The sequence below is a fragment of the Mesorhizobium loti genome (assembly GCF_003148495.1).
In the GTDB taxonomy this organism is placed as follows: domain Bacteria; phylum Pseudomonadota; class Alphaproteobacteria; order Rhizobiales; family Rhizobiaceae; genus Mesorhizobium; species Mesorhizobium loti.
Genome location: NZ_QGGH01000004.1, coordinates 52,649 through 78,904, shown reverse-complemented (window position 1 = coordinate 78,904; position 26,256 = coordinate 52,649). Strand labels below are relative to the sequence as shown.

Annotated in this window: 19 protein-coding genes; 7 read left to right on the top strand and 12 right to left on the bottom strand. The window is 63.2% G+C overall.

Annotation, left to right across the window (positions count from 1 at the left end; all coding sequences use genetic code 11):
* Nucleotides 1–132 precede the first annotated feature (132 nt).
* Complete coding sequence (locus C8D77_RS17325) at nt 133–1,509, bottom strand: cytochrome P450 (RefSeq protein WP_109665750.1); 1,377 nt, start codon at nt 1,507–1,509, stop codon at nt 133–135.
* A 208-nt stretch (nt 1,510–1,717) separates the two neighbouring features.
* On the opposite strand from C8D77_RS17325, the gene C8D77_RS17320 reads away from it, so the two are divergent.
* The 4 genes from C8D77_RS17320 to C8D77_RS17305 all read left to right on the top strand — a co-directional run bounded on the left by C8D77_RS17320 (nt 1,718) and on the right by C8D77_RS17305 (nt 8,775).
* A complete protein-coding gene (locus C8D77_RS17320) occupies nt 1,718–2,287 on the top strand; it encodes an NADPH-dependent FMN reductase (protein ID WP_109665745.1) in 570 nt (189 codons plus the stop codon).
* A 91-nt stretch (nt 2,288–2,378) separates the two neighbouring features.
* A complete protein-coding gene (locus C8D77_RS17315; RefSeq protein WP_245951803.1) occupies nt 2,379–5,009 on the top strand; it encodes a caspase family protein in 2,631 nt (876 codons plus the stop codon).
* A gap of 145 nt (nt 5,010–5,154) precedes the next feature.
* Nucleotides 5,155–7,626 carry a DNA topoisomerase (ATP-hydrolyzing) subunit B gene (gene gyrB, locus C8D77_RS17310; RefSeq protein ID WP_109665740.1) on the top strand — a complete coding sequence of 824 codons (2,472 nt, stop codon included), beginning with the start codon at nt 5,155–5,157 and terminating at the stop codon, nt 7,624–7,626.
* 231 nt (nt 7,627–7,857) lie between these two features.
* Nucleotides 7,858–8,775: a hypothetical protein gene (locus tag C8D77_RS17305; RefSeq protein WP_109665737.1), complete on the top strand. Its 918-nt coding sequence runs from the start codon at nt 7,858–7,860 to the stop codon at nt 8,773–8,775.
* A gap of 104 nt (nt 8,776–8,879) precedes the next feature.
* Here the strand turns inward: C8D77_RS17305 and C8D77_RS17300 are convergent, their stop codons facing one another.
* From C8D77_RS17300 to C8D77_RS17250, 11 genes are all read right to left on the bottom strand, one after another.
* Nucleotides 8,880–10,352 (bottom strand): hypothetical protein, encoded by a 1,473-nt coding sequence (locus C8D77_RS17300; protein ID WP_109665732.1) that lies wholly within the window; start codon nt 10,350–10,352, stop codon nt 8,880–8,882.
* A 128-nt stretch (nt 10,353–10,480) separates the two neighbouring features.
* The gene (locus tag C8D77_RS17295; RefSeq protein ID WP_109665727.1) at nt 10,481–11,878 is read right to left on the bottom strand and encodes an NAD(P)(+) transhydrogenase (Re/Si-specific) subunit beta; all 1,398 of its coding nucleotides are present in this window, start codon (nt 11,876–11,878) and stop codon (nt 10,481–10,483) included.
* A gap of 6 nt (nt 11,879–11,884) precedes the next feature.
* Nucleotides 11,885–12,310 (bottom strand): proton-translocating transhydrogenase family protein, encoded by a 426-nt coding sequence (locus C8D77_RS17290; protein WP_109665722.1) that lies wholly within the window; start codon nt 12,308–12,310, stop codon nt 11,885–11,887.
* On the bottom strand, nt 12,310–13,593 hold the full coding sequence (locus C8D77_RS17285; protein ID WP_109665718.1) for a Re/Si-specific NAD(P)(+) transhydrogenase subunit alpha: 1,284 nt from the start codon (nt 13,591–13,593) through the stop codon (nt 12,310–12,312). Before C8D77_RS17285 ends, C8D77_RS17290 begins: the two co-directional genes overlap by 1 nt.
* An 85-nt stretch (nt 13,594–13,678) precedes the next feature.
* Complete coding sequence (locus tag C8D77_RS17280; protein ID WP_013528204.1) at nt 13,679–13,903, bottom strand: aa3-type cytochrome c oxidase subunit IV; 225 nt, start codon at nt 13,901–13,903, stop codon at nt 13,679–13,681.
* A gap of 216 nt (nt 13,904–14,119) precedes the next feature.
* On the bottom strand, nt 14,120–14,269 hold the full coding sequence (locus tag C8D77_RS17275; protein ID WP_109665714.1) for a DUF3096 domain-containing protein: 150 nt from the start codon (nt 14,267–14,269) through the stop codon (nt 14,120–14,122).
* Between the two features lie 117 nt (nt 14,270–14,386).
* Nucleotides 14,387–15,166, bottom strand: a complete 780-nt coding sequence (locus C8D77_RS17270; protein WP_109665710.1) for an N-acyl amino acid synthase FeeM domain-containing protein — start codon at nt 15,164–15,166, stop codon at nt 14,387–14,389.
* 149 nt (nt 15,167–15,315) lie between these two features.
* On the bottom strand, nt 15,316–17,628 hold the full coding sequence (locus C8D77_RS17265; protein WP_109665708.1) for a putative bifunctional diguanylate cyclase/phosphodiesterase: 2,313 nt from the start codon (nt 17,626–17,628) through the stop codon (nt 15,316–15,318).
* A gap of 145 nt (nt 17,629–17,773) precedes the next feature.
* Nucleotides 17,774–21,268 carry an indolepyruvate ferredoxin oxidoreductase family protein gene (locus tag C8D77_RS17260; protein WP_109665704.1) on the bottom strand — a complete coding sequence of 1,165 codons (3,495 nt, stop codon included), beginning with the start codon at nt 21,266–21,268 and terminating at the stop codon, nt 17,774–17,776.
* A gap of 221 nt (nt 21,269–21,489) precedes the next feature.
* Complete coding sequence (locus C8D77_RS17255) at nt 21,490–22,026, bottom strand: hypothetical protein (RefSeq protein WP_109665700.1); 537 nt, start codon at nt 22,024–22,026, stop codon at nt 21,490–21,492.
* On the bottom strand, nt 22,019–22,630 hold the full coding sequence (locus C8D77_RS17250) for a CGNR zinc finger domain-containing protein (RefSeq protein WP_109665696.1): 612 nt from the start codon (nt 22,628–22,630) through the stop codon (nt 22,019–22,021). Before C8D77_RS17250 ends, C8D77_RS17255 begins: the two co-directional genes overlap by 8 nt.
* Nucleotides 22,631–22,781: 151 nt before the next feature.
* On the opposite strand from C8D77_RS17250, the gene C8D77_RS17245 reads away from it, so the two are divergent.
* The 3 genes from C8D77_RS17245 (at nt 22,782) to C8D77_RS17235 (ending at nt 26,241) form a co-directional block, all read left to right on the top strand.
* Nucleotides 22,782–23,687, top strand: coding sequence for a branched-chain amino acid ABC transporter permease (locus C8D77_RS17245; RefSeq protein WP_109665693.1), 906 nt, complete (start codon nt 22,782–22,784; stop codon nt 23,685–23,687).
* A 188-nt stretch (nt 23,688–23,875) separates the two neighbouring features.
* Nucleotides 23,876–24,460 (top strand): TRAP transporter small permease subunit, encoded by a 585-nt coding sequence (locus tag C8D77_RS17240; protein ID WP_109665689.1) that lies wholly within the window; start codon nt 23,876–23,878, stop codon nt 24,458–24,460.
* Nucleotides 24,460–26,241, top strand: a complete 1,782-nt coding sequence (locus tag C8D77_RS17235) for a TRAP transporter large permease (RefSeq protein ID WP_109665686.1) — start codon at nt 24,460–24,462, stop codon at nt 26,239–26,241. Before C8D77_RS17240 ends, C8D77_RS17235 begins: the two co-directional genes overlap by 1 nt.
* The last annotated feature ends 15 nt before the right edge of the window (nt 26,242–26,256 follow it).

Here is a 26,256-nt window from a genome sequence, read left to right as displayed (position 1 = left end):
AAGGTGTGTTGAGATTCAGGTCAGGCCGAGCCGAGACCGGTGGATTCCGAGAACCGGAACGGAGCGTACTTTTGGTACGTGAGTACCGGAAGCGCAGGAAGCCATCGTTCGCAGGCCGGCATCACCTGAATATCAGCGCACCTGGCGGGGCGTGACCTGCATCGGTAGACCGCCTTGCGGCTGGGTGGTCAGTTTCTGTACCGGCCAGGGCTTGGTTTCGGCGGTGGTGTCGAAGCGGAAGCGCGACAGCATGATCGCCAGCGCGATGATCGCCTCCTGCATGGCGAAGCTGGCGCCGATGCAGACGCGTGGGCCAGCACCAAACGGCAGATACTGGAAACGGTCGATCTTTTCGCGATTTCCTGGATGGAAGCGTTCCGGCAGGAAGGCATTCGGCCGGTCCCACAGTTTCCTGTGGCGATGCACGACCCATGGCATCACCAGCACCGCGGCGTGCTTGGGGATATAAAGATCCTTCCACATTTCCGGCTCGATCGGCTCGCGGTTGATCGACGGTGCCGGCGGATAGAGCCTGAGCGCTTCGTCGAAGGCCGCACGCGTAAACGGCATGGCGTCCAGCCATTTCGTCGGATCGGGCTCGCGCGCCAGCACCCGGTCGATCTCCTGTTCGACCCGGTTGCGCTCCCACGGCGATTCCGCAAGGCAATAGAGCGTCCAGCCGAGAGCGCGCGCGGTCGTCTCATGGCCGGCGCCGATGAAGGTGATGATGTTGTCCTCGACCTCGGCCCGCGTCAGTCCCTCCGGCCCTTCGGCCTTGAGCAGCAGCGTCAGGAAATCCTGCGGCACGGCATCGGGGTCGCGTTTGAATTTCCCTTCGCGCATCTTGACCGTGTCGGTGACGATCTTGCGGAAATAGGCCATGGTCTTGCGACCGCGGATGCGGGTGAGACGCGGCAGCCAGTCGGGCGCGCGCAACAGGTCGAGCGGGTCGACGCGGCCCATGGTCTCGAACAGGCGGTCGATCTCGTTGGCGAAACTGCCCGGCTCGCCAGCGATCTCGCCGGAAAAAAGCGTCTCGGCCAGGATGTCATAGGTGAGCAGCGTCATGTCATGGGCGATGTCTGACGTACCGCCGTCTTCGTAGCGGGTGACGAACTCCTGCGTGCGCCTGAGCATCGGCTGGGCGAAGCCGAAAATGTGGCGCGGCGTGAACACCGGCGCCATCGCCTTGCGCGACCGCTTCCAGACTTCGCCCTCGGCGGTCAGCAGGCCGTCGCGAAGGATCGGCCGCAGGATCTTCTGGCGCACCGTCGCCATCTTGTAGTTCCTGGCGTTGTCGACCAGCACGTGGCGGATCAGGCCTGGATCGTTGGCGACGATCAGATGTCCGCCAACGCCATTCGCCGAAATCCAGGGCTCGTTGTAGGTATGCTCGCCCCACAGTTCGAGCGGGTTGCGGTAGACGATGCGGATCATCTCCAGCGTCGAGGGCGGCGTCGTGCGCGGCTTCGGCGCCGGCGGGACGAAAGGGGCGGGCTGGATGTCCATGCTGTGCTCCGCTGATGACCCAATGTAGTGGGCCGCAAAGCAGGCGTCCATGTGACCGAACGGCAAAGCCCCTGCTCTCCGGGCCCCTGCTTTCCGGGCCCCTGCTCTCCGGAATGTGACCGGTTACCGCGAAGTGCCTTCTTGTTGCCCCGAGCGGCATGCCTTAGGTGGCAGTCACCAATAGATACCGCCACCGCAGGAGCCCGCCTTGAAGCACCAGTTGAACATCATCATCGGCAGCACGCGGCCAGGCCGCGCCGGACCGGTTTTCGCCGAGTGGCTGGAGAGGTTCGCGCGCGAGCATGGAAAGTTCGAGCCGGTACTGACCGACATCGATACGTTCAAGCTTCCGGTGCTGGACGAACCGCACCATCCAAGGCTCGGCAACTACCAGAACGACCATACCAAGGCCTGGTCCAAGGCGATCGACGCCGCCGATGCCTTCGTGTTCGTGGCGCCGGAATACAACTATTTCGTGGCGCCGGCGATCGTCAACGCGATCGACTATCTCTCGCGCGAATGGAAGTACAAAGCCGCCGCCATTTTCAGCTATGGCGGCGTCTCCGGCGGCCTGCGTGCGGCGCAAGCGCTGAAGCCGCTGCTGACCTCGGTGGGTGTCATGCCGATCTCGGAAGGCGTCGCGCTGCCGATGTATCAGAAACTGCTCGACGTGAACGGCGCTTTCAACGCCAGCGAACAGGTGCAGGGCGGAGCCAAAACCATGCTCGACGAGCTGTTGCGCTGGAGCGAGGCTCTGAAGCCGATGCGGGCCGCCTGAAAGCGCTGGTTTTCCGGCAAAAGCCCGACTTGCTCATGCCATAAAGAGGTGGAATGTTCGCGCAAATGAACAAGCCGGGGGGCGGTTCGACTTGCGTTTGCTTCTTGCCTTGCTGCTGATGCTCACGACCACCGCCACCGTGGCGGCCGAGCGGCGCGTGGCCTTGGTCATCGCCGACGACGACTACCGCCTGATCCGGCCGCTTGCCAATCCGGTCCATGACGGCGAAGCAATGGGAGCGGTGCTGAAGAAGCTCGGCTTCGAGGTTGTCCTCGAAACCAATCGCGACCTGCGGCGCATGCGCCGCGCGCTCGACGATTTTCGCCAGGATGCCAAAGGCGCCGACGTGGCGCTGGTCTATTTCTCCGGCCACGGCGTGGAAATCTCGGGCGACAACCGGCTGCTGCCGGTCGATGCCGACGCTTCCTCGCTCGATGCGCTGGAGAAAACCAGCCTGCCGCTGGAGGAGGTGCGCGACACCGTGGCCGCCACGGCCAAGGTCGGCCTGATCATGCTCGACGCCTGCCGCAGCGATCCGTTTTCGGGCACGGTGGGCGAAGGTCGAGGTGCGACATCGCTGGCAAAGGATGTCGCGGAAAAAGTTCGGCCGGGTCTCGGCCGGACTGGCCGCGCCGAAAACATCCTGTTTGCCTTTTCCGCCGCACCGGGTGAGACGGCCGCCGACGGAACCGGCCAGAACTCGCCGTTCACGACGGCGCTGACCAAATATCTCGGCACCGACGGGCTCGAAATCCGCTCGGTGCTGACACTGGTGCAGCAGGAGGTCTATGACCTGTCGCGTGGAAAACAGCTGCCTTATGTCGAGAGCGCCCTGCCGCAACTCTTCTTTGCCGCGAAGGCCAGGCAGGACTTGCCCGAGCGCGAGCGCCTGTTGCTCGCCATGGCCGATGTGACGCCCGAAATGCGCGGCAAGGTGGAGCAGATCGCCAGTGACGCCGACATGCCGCTGGCGCCGCTTTATGGCGCGCTGATCGGTCTCGACACCAAGCACCTTTCCGCCGAGAGCCTGGACGCCAGCCTGCGCGAGGCGGCGGACGCTTTCGTCAAGGTGCGCGGCGAGATGAAGACGCTGGCCGCCGACGATCCACGTGTGACGGAACTGCGTCGGCAGGCCGAGGAGCAGCTGGCCCTGGGCGCCTTCGGCGCGGCACAGGCAAAACTGGCGGAAGCGGTCGATATCGACGACGTGTCGCGCAAGGCGCTGAAGGTGAATTTTGTCGACCGCACGCTATCGCAGGCCGCAACGCTGTTCCTGTCGGCGGGCGCATCGCGCGCCGACCTCAACTATGCGGCAGCCATCAAGGGCTACGAGACCGTGCTGTCGCTCTATGGCGAGGCCGGGCAGACCTCGCTCAGCCTGGAACAGGCCGACCGCCAGAGCCGCACACTGGAGGAGCTCGGCATCCTCTATACGACGGTCGGCAATGTCGACGCAGCCGGCCGCGCCTTCACGGCCCTTTTGGCAAACCTCGAGCAGCGGTCGCGTCAGGAAACCGATCCCAGCGTCAAACGCGATCTCGCCATCAGCCATATCAAGCTCGCCAACATCAAGATGGCCCAAGGCGACCTGCCGGCCTCCCTGGAAAACTACGAGGCCGCCAGGGACGTGCTGCAGGGTCTGACCGCAAGCCTGCCGGACAAGAAAGACTGGCTTGGCGATCTGGCCATGGCCAATGACAAGATCGGCAACGTGCTGGCGACGCAAGGCGATGTTGGCGCGGCCGCCCAAGCCTATCAGCAAAGCCTGTCGATCAAGCAGCAATTGGCCGATGCGGAGCCAGACCGCGCCTATCTGCTGCGCGATCTGACCATCACCTATGATGAAATCGGCGACCTTGCCCGCACCGCCGGACAGCTGGATAGCGCCCAGACGGCATTTGAAGAGAGCCTGAGAATTCGGCTGGCGCTGGCCGAGAACAAACCCGATGATCCCGAGCGCCAGCGCGCTGTCTCCGTCAGCCATGAAAGGATCGGTGACGTGCTGCGCGAGCGCGGCGACCCCGCCGGTGCACTCGTGGCCTACAAAAAGAGCCAGGCGATCGCCGAAGAGCTGGTGCGCCGCGACCCCAACGATACCGACTTGAAGCGCGACCTGTCGATCGGTTACGCCAAGGCCGGCAATGCGCTAAGCGACCGGAAGAGCTGGTCGCCGGCACTGGCTTCCTATCAGCAAGCGCTTGATATAGCGCGTGAACTCGCCGCCACTGATCCTGGCAACACAAACTGGCAGCGGGTTCTGTCGGTTTGTCTGGAAAAGGTCGCCGGTGTGCTTGGTGTCCAGGGCGATATCAGCGGCGCACTGCAAAACTATCAGGACAGTCTTGCCATTGCCGACCGTCTGGCCAAGCTCGACCCAGCCAATTCCGACTGGCAACGCGATCTGTCGATCACGCTCTCGGAAATCGGCATGCTGGAGACCAAGCAGCGCCACTTCGAGGGCTCCAGGAAAGCCTTCGAAACCAGCCTCGGCATCCGCCAGCAACTGGCCCAGTCCGATCCGGACAATGCGATCTGGCAATTTGATCTGGTACAGGCCTACATCAACTACGCCTATGTGGCGAAGGATCCGAAGGCGGTGCTGACCAAGGCGCTTAACCTGACGCTGGAGCTCGACCGCACGGGTCGGCTGGCGCCGAGAGACAAATCCACGATCAAGTATTTGCGCGGCCTTCTCGCCAAATTCGGCGGCCGAAAAAAATAGCCGGCTGCCGGCTGGGCGTTCGCCCCCGAAATGCTCGCAAACCTTGGAAAAACCGCCTTTAGCGCCTATATCTAATGCATATCAGAGGCGCGATTCGGGGCCGATTTTTAGCGCCGTGCGAGCGGCATCCAGACAACAGGTTTTCATGAGCGATCAGATCGACAACAACAACGGCGCTGAAGCCGAATACGGCGCCGATTCCATCAAGGTTTTGAAGGGGTTGGATGCTGTCCGCAAACGCCCCGGCATGTATATCGGCGATACTGACGACGGTTCGGGCCTGCACCACATGGTCTATGAGGTGGTCGACAACGCCATCGACGAGGCGCTGGCGGGTCACGCCGACCTCGTCACCGTGACGCTCAACCCCGACGGTTCGGTCACCGTGATCGACAATGGCCGCGGCATTCCGACCGATATCCACACCGGAGAAGGCATTTCGGCGGCCGAAGTAATCATGACGCAGCTGCATGCGGGCGGCAAGTTCGACCAGAACTCCTACAAGGTCTCGGGCGGCCTGCATGGCGTCGGCGTCTCGGTGGTCAATGCGCTTTCGGCTTGGCTGAAGCTGAGGATTCGCCGCAACGGCCAGATCTTCGAGATGAGCTTCACGCATGGCAATGCCGACGCGCCGCTGAAGGCCACCGGCAGCTATGAGCAGGACAAGCAGCCCGGCACCTATGAAGGGCGCAGCGGCAGCGAGATCACCTTCTTCCCGTCGTCCGAGACCTTCACCATGGTCGAGTTCGATTTCGGCACGCTGGAACACCGGCTGCGCGAGCTCGCCTTCCTGAATTCCGGCGTGCGCATCATTTTGACCGATGCCCGTCATGCCGACATCGTGCGCCATGAACTGCACTATGATGGCGGGCTGGAAGAGTTCGTCAAATATCTCGACCGGGTCAAGAAACCGCTGATCGACAAGCCGATCGCCATCAAGGCCGAGCGCGACGGCATCACCGTCGAAGTGGCGATGTGGTGGAACGACAGCTACCACGAGAACGTGCTGGCCTTCACCAACAACATCCCGCAACGCGATGGCGGTACCCATCTGGCCGGTTTCCGCGGCGCGCTGACACGCCAGATCACCGGCTATGGCGAATCCTCCGGACTGACCAAGAGGGAAAAGGTGGGGCTGATCGGCGACGATTGCCGCGAAGGCCTGACGGCAGTGCTGTCGGTCAAGGTTCCCGACCCGAAATTCTCCTCGCAGACCAAGGACAAGCTGGTCTCGTCCGAGGTCCGCCCGGTGGTTGAAGGACTGGTCAACGAGGCTCTCGGCACCTGGCTCGAGGAACATCCGGCCGAAGGCAAGGTGGTGATCGACAAGGTGATCCAGGCTGCCGCGGCGCGCGAGGCGGCACGCAAGGCCCGCGACATCACCCGCAAGAGTTCGCTCGGCATCACCTCATTGCCCGGCAAGCTGGCCGACTGCCAGGAACGCGACCCGGCGAAATCCGAGATCTTCATCGTCGAGGGTGACTCCGCCGGCGGCTCGGCCAAAGGCGGCCGTTCGCGCCAGAACCAGGCCATCCTTCCGCTGCGTGGCAAGATCCTCAATGTCGAGCGGGCACGTTTCGACCGCATGCTCGGATCCGAGATGATCGGCACACTGATCACCGCGCTCGGCACCTCGATCGGCAAGGACGAATTCAACGCCGACAAATTGCGCTACCACAAGATCATCCTGATGACCGACGCCGACGTCGACGGCGCCCATATCAGAACCTTGCTGCTCACCTTCTTCTTCCGGCAGATGCCGGAGCTGATCGAACGCGGCCATCTCTACATCGCCCAGCCGCCGCTCTACAAAGTGACGCGCGGCAAGAGTTCGCAATACATCAAGGACGAGAGCGCCTTCGAGGAATTCCTGATCGGCTCGGGACTGGAGGAAGCATCGCTTACGCTCGGCTCGGGCGAGGTTCGCATCGGACAGGACCTGCGCGGCGCCATCGACGACGCGCTGGCGGTGCGCCAGCTGATCAACGGCCTGCACACGCGCTACAACAGGGGCGTGGTCGAACAGGCGGCGATCGCTGGCGGCCTCAACCCGGACGTCTTTACCGATCTCGCCCAGGCCAATGCTATGGCCGAGCGCATCGCCAAGCGTCTCGACATCATCGCCGAGGACACCGAACGCGGCTGGACCGGTCGGATGTCGACCTCGAACGAGGGCATTGGCGGCTATGTGTTCGAGCGCACGGTGCGCAGCGTCAAGGAATACGCGCATCTCGATCTGGGGCTGATCAATTCGGCCGATGCACGTCAGCTCGACCGCTATGCGCCGCGCCTTACGGAAGTCTATGGCGAGCCACCGGTGCTGCGCCGCAAGGATGTCTCGGAGACCATCTCGGGACCGATGGCGCTGCTCAACGCGGTCTTCGCGACCGGGCGCAAGGGCCTGACCATGCAGCGCTACAAGGGTCTCGGCGAGATGAACGCCGAACAGCTCTGGGAAACCACGCTCGATCCGAACGTGCGCTCGCTGCTGCAGGTCAAGGTCAATGACGCGACGGATGCGGATAGTCTGTTTTCGCGGCTGATGGGCGACGAGGTCGAGCCCAGGCGTGAGTTCATCCAGGACAACGCGCTGTCGGTCGCCAATCTGGATATCTGATCTCGATAGTCTCTGACATTGGCGCGCCGCGGCGCGCCAATTGTTCCATCCATGGCAAACAAAATCATTTTATAACCCGCCGGAACGGAAGTCCCCTCGGGACATTGTGACAACATCGATCACAATTTCTCACAGGAGGCTTTCATGGGACGTGGCATTTTGCTCTGGTTGCTCGGAATCCCGATTCCAATCATCATTCTGATCATGCTTTTCGTACGATAGGGGGAACTCATGCAGTCCACTCTATCGGCTGTCGACGTTTCCACTTCAACAGAATCCTCTACTACTGCCGTCAGTTGGGGACCGATCATCGCCGGCGCCTTCGCGGCCTCGACGTTGACCTTCATCCTCATGCTGCTTGGTTCAGGCCTTGGGCTGAGCATGGTGTCACCCTGGTCTGGCTCCGGCGCGTCGGTCACGACCTTCGCGGTCTCTACCGCGATCTGGCTGGTCATCGTGCAATGGCTGTCCTCCGGTGTCGGAGGCTACCTTGCCGGACGCCTGCGCACGAAATGGGTCGGCATCCACACCGACGAGGTCTATTTCCGTGACACTGCCCACGGCTTTTTGGCCTGGGCGCTGGCCACCCTGATCGTCGTCGGTGTCCTGGGCTCGGCGCTTTCCGCTGCGGTGGGTTCAGGCGTGCAGGCAGTCTCGACCGTGGCGTCGGGCGCCGCCATGGGTGCGTCGGCCGGTGCATCCGCCAATGCCGGTGGCGCTGCTGCTGACAATGCGACGTCCTACTTGGTGGACTCGCTGTTTCGTCCGGCTGATCCGAGCAAGCTCACGGCGGTCAGTCCAGACGGCGATGCGGCCGCGATCGGGCAAGCCTCGCGTATCCTGGTCGCCAGTGCCGCGGCAGGCGAAATCTCGGCCGACGACAGGACCTATCTGTCGCAACTGGTCGCCGCCCGCACCGGCCTCTCCGAGGCCGACGCCAAGGCACGTGTCGATGCCCTAGTCGCCAAGGTCCAGGACGCCAAGGTCAAGGCACAGCAGGCCGCCGACACCGCCAGGAAGGGCAGCGCGACTTTTGCCTTGCTCGGTGCCTTGTCGCTGGTGATCGGCGCCTTCATCGCCAGTGCGGCAGCCGCTCTCGGCGGCAGGCAGCGCGATGATGAAGAAGCGGTGTTCCTGACCAGCCGCTGATCTGGACCTGAAGCAGATCGATCCACTCCGGGCCAAAGCCCCGGGGTGGATTTTCTGTTTGAATTGCCAGGCGGCGCGTGGAGTATCGATCCCGTTCGCCGTTCTCATTTTTCGGAAGTCATAGCCGGCGCTTCCGCCTGGCTCGGCTCCAGTTTGCGGCCAAGGTCGACAGCGTCGCGCAGCACGGCAAGATGCGAGCGAGCGCCGGCTGCGACTTCGACACCGGTCGCCGCCAACGACCAGTACAGCGTGTGGGTGAAGACGCGACCAAGTGAGCCGCGCAGCTCGACCTGGATATTCTCCACACCCGGACCGAAATTTTCCGCCATCGGCCCGGAGATCGGATCGCCCGTAAGCCAGCCATTGCCCCGGTCGAAGATGTTGGTCCAGCGCGTCGCCGCAAACACCGCACCATGATGCACGGCGCGCTGCGGCTTGCCCGAACGGTTGCGGCCTTCCTGATAGAGCACGGTGCCGCCAGCCGCTGCCCCTTCGGCAATCGGCGGGCACGCCGAGAACAGCCGCTCGGCAATGCCGCGCCTGAATTCGGCGAGATTGTACGTCACCAGAAATTCGCTGTGGGTCAGCGGACTGCCAAGCGTGACGAAATCGCTGATCTTCCAGGGCCGATGGTCGGCATCGCCAGTGCGCAGCTGCCGGTAGAGCTCCCACTGATCGCGCCGGAAGCCGGCGAGATCGTCCAGGCTGCCGGGCCAAGCCGAACCGTCGGCAACAAGCGTCGCCTTGTCGATAGCGTGAATCGCCTTCAGTTTCGCCTTGTCGCGGATGGCCTCTAGTTTTCGGGGCCTGAAATCGGCCCACAATATCTGCAGCAGGTCATAGGCGATCATCGACCCAAGGCTGTGCGAGACCAGCACGATCCGGTCGTAGCTGTCGTCCATCATTAGACGCTTCAGCAGCCTCAGGCCGCGGTCGCGGATCAGCGCGCGCTTCTCGACCGTTGCCGCTTCGGCGCGCACATAGGCCGCGACATCGCCGAAATAGGGAAGGCCAAACCGGTCCACCGCCCAGATGATGAACGAGGCCAGGATGGTGACGAACAGAGCGGCGGCCCAGGAGATATAGTGCTGCCAAACCGAGGTCGCGAGCGCGAGCATCGCGCACAGGACGACGACGACGGCCAGAAGAGTGACGAGATAGAGCTTGCGGGCGTCGCGCGGAATGTCGGCGAGCTTGCGCCACAGCAGGTTTGTCACCCAGGCGGCAAGCCGCCCCCGCGTCGTGCCCTGCGTGATGTCGGCCCAGTAGAGCTCGTAGAAATCGGTGCGACGGCCTTCGACATCGTAAGGCGTGGTGATGCGGCGAAGTTCGTATGAATTTGTCCGGCTGTCGGGGGTGATCCAGCTCTGGTTGATCTTCGCGCCGGTGGGATCGGCGGGATCGGCGACATGGGCATAAAACGGCGCGCGGCTGGGATCATGGCTCCAGACAGCCTGGACAAAGCCGCGCAACGTATCCATCGGCCGCTGTTCGCCCATGCCATGCACGATCACCACCGCCTGGCTCAGCTTGTGCGGTGCTTTTGCGGTGACCGGCGATGCGACGGGATCGGGCATCAGCGTCTCCGTTGACGACAATCCCGTCGGTGAGACGGGACGTCGTCATCGTAGCCTTGAAACCGCTGTCAGCCAAGAAAAAGCCCGGCGCGAAGCCGGGCGTTTCTTGTCTCAGTGCTGATCGCCTATCAGTGATCCATGGCCTTGACGATTTCCTCGGTCATCTTCTTGGCGTCGCCGAGCAGCATCATGGTGCCGTCCTTGTAGAACAGCGTGTTGTCGATGCCGGCATAGCCGGAGCCGAGCGAGCGCTTGACGAACAGGCAGGTGCGGGCCTTGTCGACGTCGAGGATCGGCATGCCGTAGATCGGCGACGACTTGTCGTCGCGCGCGGACGGGTTGGTGACGTCGTTGGCGCCGATGACATAGGCGACATCGGCCTGCGCGAATTCGGAGTTGATGTCCTCGAGTTCGAATACTTCGTCATAAGGCACGTTGGCTTCGGCGAGCAGCACGTTCATGTGGCCGGGCATGCGGCCGGCGACCGGGTGAATGGCGTATTTGACGTCGACGCCATTGGCCTTGAGCTTGTCGGCCATTTCGCGCAGCGCGTGCTGCGCCTGGGCAACCGCCATGCCATAGCCGGGCACGATGATGACCTTCTGCGCGTTCATCATCAGATAGGCGGCGTCGTCGGCCGAGCCCTGCTTGACCGTACGCTCAATGCCGTCATCGGCCGCAGCAGCCGTCTCGCCGCCGAAGCCGCCGAGGATGACCGAGATGAAGGAGCGGTTCATGCCCTTGCACATGATGTAGGACAGGATCGCGCCGGATGAGCCGACCAGCGCGCCGGTGATGATCAGCGCCAGATTGCCGAGCGTGAAGCCGAGGGCCGCCGCCGCCCAGCCCGAATAGGAGTTGAGCATCGAGACGACGACCGGCATGTCCGCGCCGCCGATCGGGATGATCAAGAGTATGCCAAGCACCAGCGAGGCGGCAACGATCAGCCAGAACACCAGCTTGGACTCGGTGGTGACCAGCAGCACGATCAAGACGACGAGCGCGATGGCAAGTGCTGCGTTGATGAAGTGACGGCCGCCGATCATGATCGGCTTGCCCGACATGCGGCCATCGAGCTTGAGGAAGGCGATGACCGAGCCGGTGAAGGTGATGGCGCCGATGGCAACGCCAAGGCTCATCTCGATCAGGGCCTGGGCGTGGATGTCGCCATCCGTGCCGATGCCAAAGCTTTCCGGGGCATAGATGGCGGCTGCCGCCACCATGACGGCGGCGAGGCCGACCAGCGAGTGGAAAGCAGCGACCAACTGTGGCATCGAGGTCATGGCGATGCGGCGCGCGGTGACCGCACCGACGCCGCCGCCAATGGCAAGGCCGAGCACGATCAAGCCGAAACGGCCAGCGGACGGGGTCGCTAGCGCCAGTGTGGTGGCGATGGCGATGCCCATGCCGATCATGCCGTAGAGATTGCCCTGCCGACTGGTGGTCGGATGCGACAGGCCGCGCAACGCCATGATGAACAGGACGCCGGAGACCAGATAGAGGAAGGACGCGAAGTTGGCGTTCATGGCGCTCTACTTGTCCTTCTTCTTGTACATGGCCAGCATGCGCTGGGTGACGAGGAAGCCGCCGAAGATATTGACCGACACCAGCATCAGCGCGACGAAGCCGAAGCCGGCGGCGATGCCGGAAGCGGCGATGCCGACGGCCAGCAGTGCGCCGACGACGATGACAGACGAGATGGCGTTGGTGACGGCCATCAGCGGTGTGTGCAGCGCCGGCGTCACCGACCAGACGACGTAATAGCCGACGAAGATCGCCAGCACGAAGATGGCGAAGCGGAAGACGAAGGGATCGATGGCGCCGCCGGAGAGCGCATGCGCGGCGTCACCCGCCGCATCGGCGCCACCGGGCATGGTCGCCATATTGTGCACTGCCAGCCGAACTGCGGCGGAGGCCTGGTCGAGCTGGTCGAGGGCTTTCTGCAGGGTCTGGTCCATCACGCGATCCCTTTCGGCTTCGACGAGGGCGACTTGGGTGCGGCCGCCTTCTTGGGCGCGGCCTTCTTTGCAGTGGCAGGTTTGACTGAAGCGTCGGCGACCATAGTGGTGGCCGGGATCGCGGCCGGCTCGACACGCGGCTGCTGGTCGGCCTTGGCGAAGGCTGGATGAACCACCTTGCCGCCATCGGTCAGCATCGTTGCCTTGACCAGATCGTCATCGCGATTGATGGCAAGCGTCTTGGTCGTCTTGTCGACCAGCGTTTCGAGGAAGGCAAACAGGTTCCTGGCGTAAAGCAGCGAGGCCGACGCGGCGATGCGACCGGGCACATTGAGATGGCCGACGATCTTGACGTTGTTGGCGGTGGTGACGACCTTGCCGGCTTCCGCGCCCTCGACATTGCCGCCGCGTTCGACCGCCAGATCGACGAGCACCGAACCCGGCTTCATCGAGGCGACCATGGCCGCCGACACCAGTTTCGGTGCTGGCCGGCCCGGGATCAGCGCCGTGGTGATGACGATGTCCTGCTTGGCGATATGCTCTGATGTGAGTGCCGCCTGCTTGGCCTGGTATTCCTTCGACATTTCCTTGGCGTAGCCGCCAGCCGTTTCGGCCGCCTTGAATTCCTCGTCCTCGACCGCGAGGAACTTTGCGCCGAGCGAGGCGACCTGTTCCTTGGCGGCGGGACGAACGTCGGTGGCGGTGACGACCGCACCAAGCCGGCGCGCGGTGGCGATCGCCTGCAGGCCGGCAACGCCGACGCCCATGATGAAGACCTTTGCCGCCGGCACCGTGCCCGCCGCTGTCATCATCATCGGCAATGCGCGATCATATTCCGAAGCGCCGTCGATCACCGCCTGGTAGCCGGCAAGATTGGCTTGGCTAGACAGCACGTCCATCGACTGGGCGCGGGTGATGCGCGGCATGAATTCCATCGAAAAGGCGGTGACGCCGGCCTTGGCAAGAGCTGCAACGGCGGCATCATTGCCGTAGGGATCCATGATGGCGATGACCGCCGTACCGGGCTTGTAGCTCTTCAGTTCGGCATCACTGGGCCGACGCACCTTCAGCACCACATCGGCCTTGGCGACATCTGAAGCCTTGCCGATGGCGGCGCCGGCGCTCGCATAATCGGCATCGACGATGCGTGAATTCAGACCGGCACCCGCCTCGACAACGACGTCGAAGCCCAGCGCCGCCAACCGTTTCACCGTATCGGGCGAGGCCGCGACGCGCGGCTCGTTGGCATCGAGTTCACGAGGGATGAAAACCGTCTGTCCCACCGCATGATCCTTTCGGCCGGAAGCTGTTTCCCGCAAGACGCCGGCCGGCCTCGCGGCGGCGCCATGGACAAGGTGTCGGAAAAATCTATCGGAGGATAAAGGCGCCGACGGCCAAAATCAGCACGAACAGGATGGTCGCCGAGAAGAAGCCGCCCGCGAAGAAGCCGAAGGCCATCGCCAGAAGCAGGGCTCCGCAGAAAAGCGATCCATACTTGGCCAGTGCGAGGAAGCCCGCATAGGTGCGGTCATGCTCTGCATAGTCCATCTTCGCGCCCAGTTCGACAGGACCGGTCGGCGAGTGATCAGCCATAGGAATACCCCTTCGAAGACATCTTTCAGGCACATAGCGAAAAGCCGGGCCGAGAGCAATGGCGCTATTGCCGCATCGCAGCCGACAACTGCCTCAAAGGAAAATTGAAGCCGGCTGCCGACGCGCGCTGGAATCCGCCCCGGATCCGGGTGCCTGATCGGAAAGATCCTCCGAAAGCGGTCTAGGCGAACGCTGGCGCCGCCTCAAACGGCGCTGTCAGCCGACAAGATGCGGGAAAAGCCCGAGCAGTCCGACGACGATCAGATAGAGCGCGACGATGTAGTTCAACAGCCTTGGCATCACGAGGATCAGCACGCCGGCGATCAGCGAGATGAGCGGGGTGAGCGCAAGCGTGGAAATGGTCATGTCGGGTTCCTTTTGACAAATCCGTCGAAATGGAGACGCCGGGGGGCAACGCCCCGCCGTCATCAGAACGCGAATCCGGCCGGAAAGCTCCAGGCATTCGCCAAAAATCGCGTGGCCTCAAGCGGCTTCGCGAAAATACTTTGCCGTTGGCAGGATGGTCAGCGGCGCCAGTTCGCCCGCACCAGGCGTCTCGAACAGCATGCGCTGCTCCATAGATGTCGAGCGGAAGAACGGGAACCGAGAGAAGGAGCGCTCGCGGATCGCGTTGACGTTGGCCCTGTAGAGCACGACCTTGTAGTTCAGGCCTGGATAGTCGCGCAGCTCGCCGATCTGCTCCGAACAGTAGATGCGACGGTAGAAACCCGCATGTTCCGGCCGGATGGTCGACAGGCAGTAAGGTGCATCGAAATAGAAGCAAGCCATACCGGCGAGGCGCAACGTCAGATAGGGAATCTGCGGATAGACCTTTGACCAGTCGGGGTCGGCGGCAAAGCGGCTCGGGTCGGTGAAATGCGCGCCGGCGGCGAGCATCGGCCGCAAGATGTCACCATAGACCGTGGTTGAGGGCGATTGCGGGGTCGCGCTGCAGGCATGATGGATGCGGAGCGTGCTGACCAGTTCCCCGTCAATGTAAATGCCGAACTTCGAGCAATTTTCGGCTTCGTCGAGCTCGTCATGCACAATATGATCTGGGTTTTCCACCACCATATCGCTCAGCCGATAGGACTTGTAGCGCAACCTGTAGATGTCTTCGAGATCTTCGCCCTTGTCGCAGCGGCGATACTCTGTGCGTTCTAGCATTGCCGAGACATTTCGAGCAAATCTCGACATGCTATCGGACGAATTTTCTCCGTCCGCGCCCGCCGCTTGGCGAAGCGCTGTCAACTGCGCATCCATCGTGCATCCCCGTAAGTTGCCGCCGCAGTTCAACCCTACGACAGGCCCCCGGGATGTAAAGATGAAAATGGGACAGGCGTTGTTTACTCATCGTTAACGTTAACAATTCGTAAAATTTTACGAAAAAGCATCACTTCTCTGTCAGTAGATCAGCGGCGCGCCGCCCTCTTGGCTGTGTTGATGTCCTTGGCGAAGGGCCAGACCGTGGTCGACATGGTCTCGATGCCGGAGGCGCTGAGCGCCGAACCGAAAAGGAACCCCTGGACAAGGTCGGGCTTGACCTGCAGCGCCAGAATCTTGAGCTGCTCGAAGGTCTCGACCCCTTCGACGGTCACCGAAAGCCCCAGCGGCCGCGACAGGTTGACGATGCCCTTGAGCAGCTCGAGCGAACGGGGATTCTGGGTGACGTCCATCAGGAACGAGCGGTCGATCTTGATCTTGTCGAGCGGCAGCTTGTGCAGGTAGCTCAGGCTCGAATAGCCGGTGCCGAAATCGTCGAGCGCGATGCGCACGCCAATCTGCTTCAGCTCCTCGATGTACTGGCGCGTCAGCGACTTGTCGTCGAGCAGCGCCGTTTCGGTGACCTCGATCTCGAGCCGGCCGGCCGCGAGGCCGGTGCTGGCCAACGCATCGCGAACCTTCTGGATGACGTCGCGGTTGCGGAAATCCTTGGCGGAAAGATTGACCGAGACGCTGGTCTGGTCCGGCCATTTGGCGCATTCGGCGCAGGCTGCCTGCAGCACGAAGGTGCTGATCTCGGAAATGATGCCCATTTCCTCGGCCAATGGAATGAAGATGCTGGGCGAGACCGGTCCGAGATCGGGATGGTCCCACCGGCACAGCGCCTCGCAGCTGGCGATACGCATGGTGCTCATCGCCACGATCGGCTGATAGACCACCCGCAAGCCCTTGCTTTCCACCGCGCTGCGCAGATCCGCCTTCATCAGCTGACGGTTGCGGAAGGCGGCATCCATCGAGGCTTCGAACAGCCGCCAGCTGTTCTTGCCGAGCTCCTTGGCCTTGTAGAGCGCCAGGTCCGCCTTGACGATCATGGCGTCGACATCGGTGTCCTTGACCCGCGACAGCACCGCGCCGCCGCTGGCCTGGATGCGCAGCCCGTGACCGGCGACGTCCACCTCCCCCTGCAGTTCGGCGAAAATCTCGTCGAGCTGGCTGGTCAGATGGCTCTCGTCCTCGACGCGGTCGAAGAAGATCATGAACTCGTCGCCGCCGAAACGGCTGACCGTGATGCCTTGCCCGGCAATGGCGGCAAGCCGCTCGGCAACGGCGTAGATCAAGCCGTCGCCGATCGGATGGCCAAGCGTGTCGTTGACGCTCTTGAAATCGTCGAGGTCAAGCACCGCAAGGCCGCAGAGACGGTCGCGATCGCCTGATACCATGGCCTCGCCGATAAGTTCGTGGAAATAGGCGCGGTTGGGCAGGCCGGTGAGATTGTCGTAGCGTGCCATGAAGCGGATCTTGTCTTCCGCCTCGACACGGGCGGTGACGTCCTCGAAGGTGATGACACCCAGCTCCTGGCTGCCTTCGCGAGCCGAGAATTCGTAGTGCTGGCCGTTGGCGAGGGAAACCAGCACCTTGCGGTCGCGGCCCTCGCGCAGGGCGCGGGTCAGCTGAGCTTCGATATAGCGGCAATCCTTGGGCGCCAGCATGCCGCCGGCGACGCCACGCATCAAAAGACCATGGATCGACCGCCCGAGCAGCGCGTCCGGCGACTTCAGCGACATCAGATGCGCGGCCTCGGCATTGGCCACCGCGACGCGGCCGTCAGGGCCAAGCATGACAAGCCCATGCGACATGGTGTTGAGCGCCCGGTTGAAGCGCTGGGCGATGCGATTGGCCTTCTTTTCCTCGGACAGGGCAGCGAAAAGCACCTCGCGGACCAGATCGGCGAAGCGCTTGATGGCAAAAAGAAATGGCGCCGAAAGCAGGCCGAGAATGAAGTGATAAGGATCGCCACGCAGGATGAAGCCCAGCGAGATCGGCCAGGTCATGGTCATGATGAAGATCACGACCATCCTGGGCGAACCATAGTTCCGGCCAGCAATAGACGTGGCGGAGGCAAGCGTCACGCAGACGGCAGCTATCTCCGCGAATGAGTCATAGGCAAGGTAGATGCCGACAAAGCAAAAGGCACCAAGCATGAAGCCATGCATCGAGCCGTACAGTATGTAGTCGTTCTCGCGGCGACGCGCCTCTTCCCAATTTTGAGGCGACGGAGCGTGACGATATTTCCTGATGTTGCGAAGACGAAGGAAGGCGACGGTCAGCAATCCGAGGGTGACCGCGAGATAGGCCGGATCCCTGGTTTTCCAGTAAACCAGCACTACCAGCAGCGTTTGGGCAAAGAATCCGATCGAAAGCGTCAGCCCGTCGCGAAACAGGGTTTCCACGAACGGAATGTAGACGTCGACCGGGATCTCGTTCTTTTTTCTCAGATTCAACGCCTGAATCCCAACCCTTGGGGACCCAAGCAGTGTCACATCCGCCTTAAGAAAGATTTAGAGAGGCCCTCACGCCCCCGCCGTCAAGCCGGGTGACGCAACGGAAAGTGAGGAAACTGTCGTTCAGGTAAACAAGGCGTATCGATCATTCGGCGGCTTGAAGTTTCGGCCGCGCAGGCGTGCCCGACAGGCGTTCGAGCAGTCTTTGGCGCTCGCCGGCGGCCTTTTCCGCGCTGGCTTGGCGGACGTGGCCATAGCCGCGAATGAGAGCTGGCACCGATGCCAGCGCAACCGCCGCATCGACCCTGGCCGGGGCCAGCGATCCGGCGATGAGTTCCAGATCCGCCTCGTACCGAGCAAGAAGCTGCCGCTCCATGCGCCGCTCGGCGGTGTAGCCGAACAGGTCGAAGGCGGTGCCGCGCAGGCCCTTCATCGCCGCCAGCAGGCGAAAACCCTTCATCATCCAGGGCCCGAAGCTCGATTTCCTAGGGCTGCCGTCATTGCCGCGGCGGCCCATGATCGGCGGCGCGAGATGGAATTCGAGCTTTTCGTAGCTCTGGAACTGTTTTCCCAGTTCAGCGGCGAAAGAGCCGTCCGTGTAAAGACGCGCCACCTCGTATTCGTCCTTGATCGCCATCAGCTTGAACAGGTTCCTGGCGGCAGCTTCCGACACCACGGTCGAACCAGGCACGGCCTTCGTTTCGGCGGCGCGCAAAACGGCCAGTTTCTCGGCATAACGCCTGCCATAGGCGGCATTCTGATAGGCGGTCAGGAAAGCGACCCGGCGGGCAATGATATCGTCCAGCGTCTCGGCGACATCGGTAGCCTGGCCGGTCTTGCCAGCGACGGTTGGACCCGGCTGGGCGACGAGGCCGTGCACGAAATCCGGCTGATGGGCGGCGCGGCGGCCCCAGCGGAAGGCGGCGATGTTCATCGCCACGGCTTCGCCATTGAGCTCGATCGCCTTCTCGACGGCCTCGGCCGACAGCGGCAGGCCGCCATGCTGGAAGGCAAAGCCGAGCATGAACATGTTGGCGCCGAGCGAATTGCCGAAAAGTGCTGTGGCGGTGCGGGTGGCGTCGAAGAAATGCGCCTTGTCGTCGCCCGCGGCTGCACGGATCGCCTTCTTCAGCCGCTCTATCGGCAACGAAAAATCCGCCGAACGGGCGAACTCGCCGGGCATGATCTCGGCGGTGTTGGCGACAAAGATGGTGTGGCCCTCACGCACCGCGGTCAGCACCTTCTTGGCGCCCGAGACGACGAGGTCGCAGCCAAGCACGAGATCGGCCTTGCCGGCCGAGACGCGGATGGCATGGATGTCGTCCGGGGTGCGGGCGATGCGGACATGGGTGAACACCGAACCGCCCTTCTGTGCGAGGCCGGCCATGTCGATCATGCCGCAGCCCTTGTCCTCGAGATGCGCCGCCATGCCGAGCACCGCACCGACGGTGACGACGCCGGTGCCGCCGACGCCGTCGATGATCGCTGCCCAGCCCTGCTCGCCAAGCGGGAATTCGGCCGGCACCGGCACGCCTTCCAGCGGATCGGCCTTGCCGGCCAGGCCCTCGGCCTTGCGGATCTTGGCGCCGTGCACGGTGACGAAGGACGGGCAGAAGCCGTTGACGCAGGAGAAATCCTTGTTGCAGCTCGACTGGTCGATCTTGCGCTTGCGGCCGAATTCGGTTTCGACCGGCTGGATCGAGACGCAGTTCGACTGCACGCCGCAATCGCCGCAGCCTTCGCAGACCAGCTCGTTGATGAAGACCCGCTTGTCGGGATCAGGGAATGTGCCGCGCTTGCGGCGGCGGCGCTTTTCGGCGGCGCAGGTCTGGTCATAGAGCAGCACGGAAACGCCCTGGACGTCGCGCAGCTGGCGCTGGACGAGATCCAGGTCGTCGCGGTGATGAATGCTGGCACCGGCCGGGAATTCAGCCTTCCCGGCATATTTGTCCGGCTCATCGGTGACGATGGCGATGCGGTCGACGCCCTCCGCGCGTACCTGCCGGGCGATCATGTCGACGGTCAGGCCGCCTTCGTGCGGCTGGCCGCCGGTCATGGCGACGGCGTCGTTGTAGAGAATCTTGTAGGTGATGTTGGCGTCGGTCGACAGCGCGAAGCGGATCGCCAGCGTGCCGGAATGGTTGTAGGTGCCGTCGCCGAGATTCTGGAAGATGTGGCCACGCTTCGAGAACGGCGCCTGGCCGACCCACTGCGCGCCCTCGCCGCCCATGGCCGTGAACCCGACGGTGTTGCGGTCCATCCACAGCGCCATGAAATGGCAACCAATGCCGGCCGCGGCGATCGAGCCGTCCGGCACCTTGGTGGACGAATTGTGCGGGCAACCGGAACAGAAGAACGGCGTGCGCGAGCCGATGTCGGTGGCGTCGGCCAGCATTGCCTGGAACTGGCGCAGCTTTGCCACCCGCGCCGAGATCTCTTCGGACGGACCGATGGTTTTGACGATCCTCTCGCCAAGCGCGATGGCGATCTCGTTGGGGTCGAGCGCACCCTTGGCCGGGAACAGCCAGTCGCCGCGCTCATCCTTCTTGCCGACAATGACCGGCTGCGTTGCGGTGCCGTAAAGGCTTTCGCGCAGCTGCACCTCGATCAGCGAGCGCTTTTCCTCGACGACGACGATGGTGTCGAGGCCGCGGGCAAAATCAGCGATGTGATGCAGATCGAGCGGCCAGGGGCAGCCGACCTTGAACAGCCGCACACCGATGCGGTTGGCGGCCGCCTCGTCGATGCCGATGTCCTCCAGCGCCTGGCGGACATCGAGATAGCTCTTGCCCAGCGTGATGATGCCGATTTTCGGGTTGCGGCCGCCCGAATAGACGATGCGGTTCAGCCCGTTGGCATGGATGAACGCCGAGGCCGCGGCGCGCTTGTGCTCATGCAGCCGCTCCTCCTGGCCGAGCATGTCGATCTCGTGGCGGATGTTGAGACCGCCGGGCGGCATATCGAACTCAGGCACGACGATGTTCAGCCGCTCGAGCGAGGCATCGACCGAGGCCGTCGATTCGATGTTGTCCTTGACGCATTTGATCGCCGCCCAGGTGCCGGCAAAGCGCGACATGGCAAAGCCGTAGAGCCCGTAGTCGATAATCTCCTGGACGCCTGCCGGGTTGAGGATCGGCACCATCGTGTCGACGAACAGGAATTCGGTGGCATGCGCATTGGTCGAGGATTCGGCCATATGGTCGTCGCCCATCAGGGCGAGCACACCGCCATGTCTGGACGAGCCGGCGAGATTGGCATGGCGGAACACATCGCCGGAGCGATCGACACCCGGCCCCTTGCCGTACCAGACCGAAAAGACACCGTCATGGGTGCCCTCGCCCAGCAATTCGGTCTGCTGCGATCCCCAGCAAGCGGTGGCGGCAAGCTCCTCGTTGAGCCCGGGCTGGAAGACGATGTCGGCCTGAGCGAGCTGCTTCTTCGCCTTCCACAGCTGCATGTCGAGGCCGCCGAGCGGCGAACCGCGATAGCCGGAGACGAAGCCGGCCGTGTTCAGGCCGGCGCGGCGATCACGCTCGCGCTGCATCAGTAGCATGCGGATGACCGCCTGCGCGCCGGACAGGAAGATGCGCTCCTTTCCAAGGTCGAACTTGTCGTCGAGCGCGACGTCATGCAGCGTCATCAGGAATTTCCTCTGCGGAGGCCGCGCGGGGGCAGGCAGCCAACGTCGGGGTCGGATGACGCATCCTTTCTCCCCTTGCAAGGCAGGTCAAACAAAATCGCAGGTACCAGGCAACGCGCAACGAACAGTCCGTGGCCATCTCGAATCCCGCACGAAACCGACCAGCGGATGTTTCCCGGCGCACGAAAATTTCAGCTGCAGCCAGGGCCGGCAGCGATGCGTCAGCTGCCCTTCGAGCAATCCGGCTTCGGTTCGCCCGGCAGCTTGCCGTCGGGATGGCCGACGAGATCGGGATTGGCGGTATAGAGCTGGTCGATGACCAGTGGCCGGTCGGGCAGGACCGACTGGTCTTCCGTCGACATCAGCGTGGTGTCGATCTTCTGCAGAACCGCACCGTCGGCATCCTTGATGCTGATGGCAATCGCATAGGGCTTGTTCTTGACGACGCAGGTCAGCGCCGGGCTCTCCAGCGTCACCTTGTCGAGCTTTGGCCACACCTTTTGCTCGACCACCAGAGGCGCGCCACCTGCGGGATCCTGGAAGCTGGCGATCGCGACCTGGCCCTCTCCCATCGGCTGCAGCGGCCGCAGCGTCACCACGTAGGTCGCCCTGGCGAGGCGGTAGTTGAAGACGAATATCTTGCCGGAAATCTCGAACAGCTTGCCTTCGGCGTTGCCGGTATCGCGGCAGGCGCCGAGCGCCACGGCGGCAATGAGTGCCGCGCCGACAACGATCGAACGGGAAAGACCTCTAGACATCCTTGACCTCATTTTCCGCCATGCGGCGGCGACGATAGTGACGACTTGCCTTCTGCCTGTTGCCGCACACCGCCATGTCGCACCAAAGGCGGCTGGAATTGCGGCTTCTGTCGACGAACAGCCAGGTGCAGTTGGGACAGATCCTGAGCCTTGCGACAGTGTCGTCGCGCAGCAGCGACAGTGCCGAAACCGCCAACGCCGCCTCGAAGGCGATCGGCGTCAGGGGATCACCGAACGGCCTTCCCGGCGCACCGATCTCTGTCCGGCTGCCGGCCAGACCCTCGGCGCAGGCTCTCAGGAACCCCGGCAGATCGGTGGTGACAACCGCGCCCGTCGACACGGCACCGCGAAACAGCCGGTCCGTCGCCTCGCGGATCGACAGCACGACGGGTGCGATCGTCTCCGGTGACGGTGCAGCCAGCGGCCTGTCGCCAAGCTCGGCGGCGCGAAAGCGGCTCGCCGCATCGGCGAAGCGGGCAATCTCGGCCGGATCATCGAAACGGTCGAAGGTCCGCTCCGGATCGCCGCGCAGCACGACGGTGTTCGCCGTGTCGAGCGCAAGCAGGCCGCCGGTGAAGCGGTGCGGGGTCCAGGATACCGTCATGCCTGAAATCTAACCGATAAATCGCATTTGACAAGTTAGATTCAGCGATGCAGGTTCTCTGCCGGGCGCGGACTCCGCAGCCTTTGTCTTGAGCGTGTCGTTGTACCAAAACCGCTTTGCACTTTTGGGCGACATGCTCCGAGGGTTTCGCATGCTCTACTTCTTCCAGCAGGTGCTGAACGGGCTGCATTCGGGCGCGCTCTACGCGTTGCTCGCCTTCGGCTATGTGCTGACCAACGGCATTCTGCACCGCACCAACCTCGCCTATGGCGCGCTGTTCGCCTTTTGCGGCCAGACGATGATCCTGACCGCAGCCTTCGGCTATCAAGTGCTGTGGCTGACACTGCTTGCGGCGGTGGCGCTCGGCGTCGTCGCGGCTTTCCTCTATGCCGCGCTGATCAGCCACGTGCTGTCGCGTAGCGTCTTCGAACCGTTGGCCGACCGTACACCCAATGCGATCGTGGTGACGACGCTCGGCATATTGCTGCTGTTGTCGGAGGCAAGCCGCATCGCTGCCGACACGCATGATCTGTGGCTGCCGCCTATGTTGGCGCAGCCCGTCGTTTTCGCGCAGGGCGCGACCTTCAAGGCAACGCTCACGCTCATCCAGCTCATCGATTGCGCGGTGGTGCTGGCGGCAATCGCGCTGGCCAGCTGGGCATTTGCCCGCTCGAGCTTCGGCCGGCGCTGGCGCGCCGTCTCCGACGATCCCAAGGCGGCGGCGATGTGCGGCGTCGACGTTCGCGCGGTGTTCCGGCATGCGGTGCTGTTCGGCGGCTTCTGCGCCGCGCTGGCCGGCGTCATGGCCGGCCTCTATTACGGCAATGTCAGCTTCGGCTCGGGCCTCGTCTACGGGTTGAAGATCCTGTTCGTGACGGCGGTCGGCGGTTATCTCTCGCCGCCGCGGGCGGCGCTGGGCGCGGCCGCCTTCGGCATGGCCGAATCGCTGTGGGCCGGCTATTTCCCGGTCGAATGGCGCGATGCGTGGATGTATCTGTTCCTGGTCGCGACGCTGATACTGATCGGCGCCGGCCGCGACACCGGCAAGATCGCCTGAACCATCAGACTTTGGTTGCATGACGTCGCGGCAAACGTCCCACAGCCGGCGCTCGCATCTATTTGATGGTGTTTTGTTGCTTCCATCCTTGTTGACCCGTCAGTCCACGCGCGGCATACCGTTGGACCACGCGGCGTGACGGACAAGAAGGGGGAAGCCGGCACGCCTCCGGTACAAGGGAGGAATGCATGGCAGGGCTGCTCGCTCTATCCAGGACCATTGATCGCGCCAACGAATTCATCGGCAAATGGGTGTCGTGGCTGATCCTGCTGGCGATCCTGGTGAGCGCCGCCAACGCCATCATCCGCAAGGTCTTCGACATATCCTCGAACGCCTGGCTCGAGCTGCAGTGGTATCTGTTCGGCGCCGCCTTCATGCTGGCCGCCGCCTATACGCTGAAGCAGAACGAACATATCCGCATCGACATCGTCTACGGCCTGTTCCCACGCCGCGTGCAGCACTGGATCGACCTCTTCGGCCATGTCTTCTTCCTGATGCCGTTCGTGACGCTGATGGTGGTCTATTTCGTTCCCTATGTATCGCTGTCGTTTCGCAGCGGCGAGATGTCCAACAATTCCGGCGGGCTGATCATCTGGCCGGCCAAGGCAATCCTGCTCGTCGGCTTTTTCCTGCTCGCGCTGCAGGGCATCTCCGAGATCGTCAAGAAGATCGCCATCATGCGCGGCGACATGGACGACCCCAATCCCTTCATATCGGCACATGAGCAGGCCGAGCTCGAAGCCAAGGCGCTGGCCGACGAGGTGCGCTCGTGATGGAGTTCATCGCCCAGAACATGGCGCCCATCATGTTCGCCTCGCTGATCATCTTCCTGCTGATCGGCTATCCCGTCGCCTTTTCGCTGGCAGCCAACGGCTTGATGTTCTTTTTCATCGGCGTGCTCCTGTCGCCCTATTCCGGTGGGTCGATCAACCTCGCCTGGCCGCTCCTGCACGCATTGCCGGATAATTTCTACGGCAGCCGGGTGATGTCGAACGACACGCTGCTGGCCATTCCGTTCTTCACCTTCATGGGCATCGTGCTCGAACGATCGGGCATGGCCGAAGACCTGCTCGACACGATCGGCCAGCTGTTCGGTCCGATCCGCGGCGGCCTCGCCTACGCGGTGATCTTCGTCGGCGCGCTGTTGGCGGCAACCACCGGCGTGGTGGCGGCTTCCGTCATCGCCATGGGCCTGATCTCGCTGCCGATCATGCTGCGCTATGGTTATGACCGCCGGCTGGCATCCGGGGTCATTGCCGCGTCGGGCACGCTTGCCCAGATCATCCCGCCCTCGCTGGTGCTGATCGTGCTCGCCGACCAGCTCGGCCGCTCGGTCGGCGACATGTATGCCGGCGCGCTGATCCCCGGTCTCGTTCTCACCGGTCTCTACGCGCTCTACATCCTGATCGTTTCGATCTTCCGGCCAAAAATGGTGCCGGCGCTGCCGCTGGAGGCGCGCACGCTCGGCCATGGCGTCATGTCCTTGCTGGTGGCATTGGCGGTCACGGTCGCGATTTCCTACGCGGCGTATCGCTATCTCGCGCCGGCACATGGCGACAATGCCGACATTCTCGGCGCCACTGCCGGGGTGCTCTTCATCTACATCGTGGCGATCGCCGACAAGGGCCTGAACTTCAACATGATGTCCAGGCTGGCCCAGCAGGTGATCATCGTGCTGATCCCGCCGCTGGCGCTGATCTTCCTGGTGCTGGGCACCATCTTCCTTGGCATCGCCACCCCGACGGAGGGCGGCGCCATGGGCTCTGTCGGCGCCCTGATCATGGCGGCGGCAAAGGGCCGGCTGTCGCTGGACGTGGTCAAACAGGCACTGACCTCGACGACGCGGCTGTCGTCCTTCGTGCTGTTCATCCTGATCGGCGCGCGGGTGTTCTCGCTGACCTTCTACGGCGTCAACGGCCACATCTGGGTCGAACACCTCTTGACCTCGCTGCCGGGCGGCGAAGTCGGCTTCCTCATCGGCGTCAACATTCTCGTCTTCTTCCTCGCCTTCTTCCTCGACTTCTTCGAGCTCGCCTTCATCATCGTACCGCTGCTGGCGCCGGCCGCCGACAAGCTCGGCATCGACCTGATCTGGTTCGGCGTGCTTCTGGGCGTCAACATGCAGACCAGCTTCATGCACCCGCCCTTCGGCTTCGCGCTCTTCTACCTGCGCTCGGTGGCCGCCCGCGTGCCCTATCTTGACCGCCTCACCGGCAAACAGATCGCGCCGGTCACCACCGGACAGATCTATTGGGGCGCGGTGCCCTTCGTCTGTATCCAGGTGATCATGATCGGGCTGACCATCACCTTCCCGCAAATGGTGATGCACTACAAGGGAACGACCGTCGATCCGGGCACCATCGACTACAAGGTGCCGGAGGTGCCCGGCCTGTCGCCGCTCGGTACGCCGCCGGCGGATGGTGCAGCACCTGCTGGTGGCGGCACGGCGCCGGCAGCCCCTGACCTTTCGCAACCGCCGAGTTTCGGCGACGCGCCGCCGGCCAAGCCGGCAGCGCCACAGCCGGACCTGTCGCAGCCACCAAGCTTCAACTGAGACCGCCATGGCGAC

Bases quoted from the DNA above. Each gene is read 5' to 3' on its own strand.
- C8D77_RS17325 (WP_109665750.1), bottom strand. From the start codon at position 1,509: ATGGACATCCAGCCCGCCCCTTTCGTCCCGCCGGCGCCGAAGCCGCGC.
- gyrB (WP_109665740.1), top strand. From the start codon at position 5,155: ATGAGCGATCAGATCGACAACAACAACGGCGCTGAAGCCGAATACGGC.
- C8D77_RS17305 (WP_109665737.1), top strand. From the start codon at position 7,858: ATGCAGTCCACTCTATCGGCTGTCGACGTTTCCACTTCAACAGAATCC.
- C8D77_RS17300 (WP_109665732.1), bottom strand. From the start codon at position 10,352: ATGCCCGATCCCGTCGCATCGCCGGTCACCGCAAAAGCACCGCACAAG.
- C8D77_RS17295 (WP_109665727.1), bottom strand. From the start codon at position 11,878: ATGAACGCCAACTTCGCGTCCTTCCTCTATCTGGTCTCCGGCGTCCTG.
- C8D77_RS17290 (WP_109665722.1), bottom strand. From the start codon at position 12,310: ATGGACCAGACCCTGCAGAAAGCCCTCGACCAGCTCGACCAGGCCTCC.
- C8D77_RS17280 (WP_013528204.1), bottom strand. From the start codon at position 13,903: ATGGCTGATCACTCGCCGACCGGTCCTGTCGAACTGGGCGCGAAGATG.
- C8D77_RS17275 (WP_109665714.1), bottom strand. From the start codon at position 14,269: ATGACCATTTCCACGCTTGCGCTCACCCCGCTCATCTCGCTGATCGCC.
- C8D77_RS17270 (WP_109665710.1), bottom strand. From the start codon at position 15,166: ATGGATGCGCAGTTGACAGCGCTTCGCCAAGCGGCGGGCGCGGACGGA.
- C8D77_RS17260 (WP_109665704.1), bottom strand. From the start codon at position 21,268: ATGACGCTGCATGACGTCGCGCTCGACGACAAGTTCGACCTTGGAAAG.
- C8D77_RS17255 (WP_109665700.1), bottom strand. From the start codon at position 22,026: ATGTCTAGAGGTCTTTCCCGTTCGATCGTTGTCGGCGCGGCACTCATT.
- C8D77_RS17250 (WP_109665696.1), bottom strand. From the start codon at position 22,630: ATGACGGTATCCTGGACCCCGCACCGCTTCACCGGCGGCCTGCTTGCG.
- C8D77_RS17245 (WP_109665693.1), top strand. From the start codon at position 22,782: ATGCTCTACTTCTTCCAGCAGGTGCTGAACGGGCTGCATTCGGGCGCG.
- C8D77_RS17240 (WP_109665689.1), top strand. From the start codon at position 23,876: ATGGCAGGGCTGCTCGCTCTATCCAGGACCATTGATCGCGCCAACGAA.
- C8D77_RS17235 (WP_109665686.1), top strand. From the start codon at position 24,460: ATGGAGTTCATCGCCCAGAACATGGCGCCCATCATGTTCGCCTCGCTG.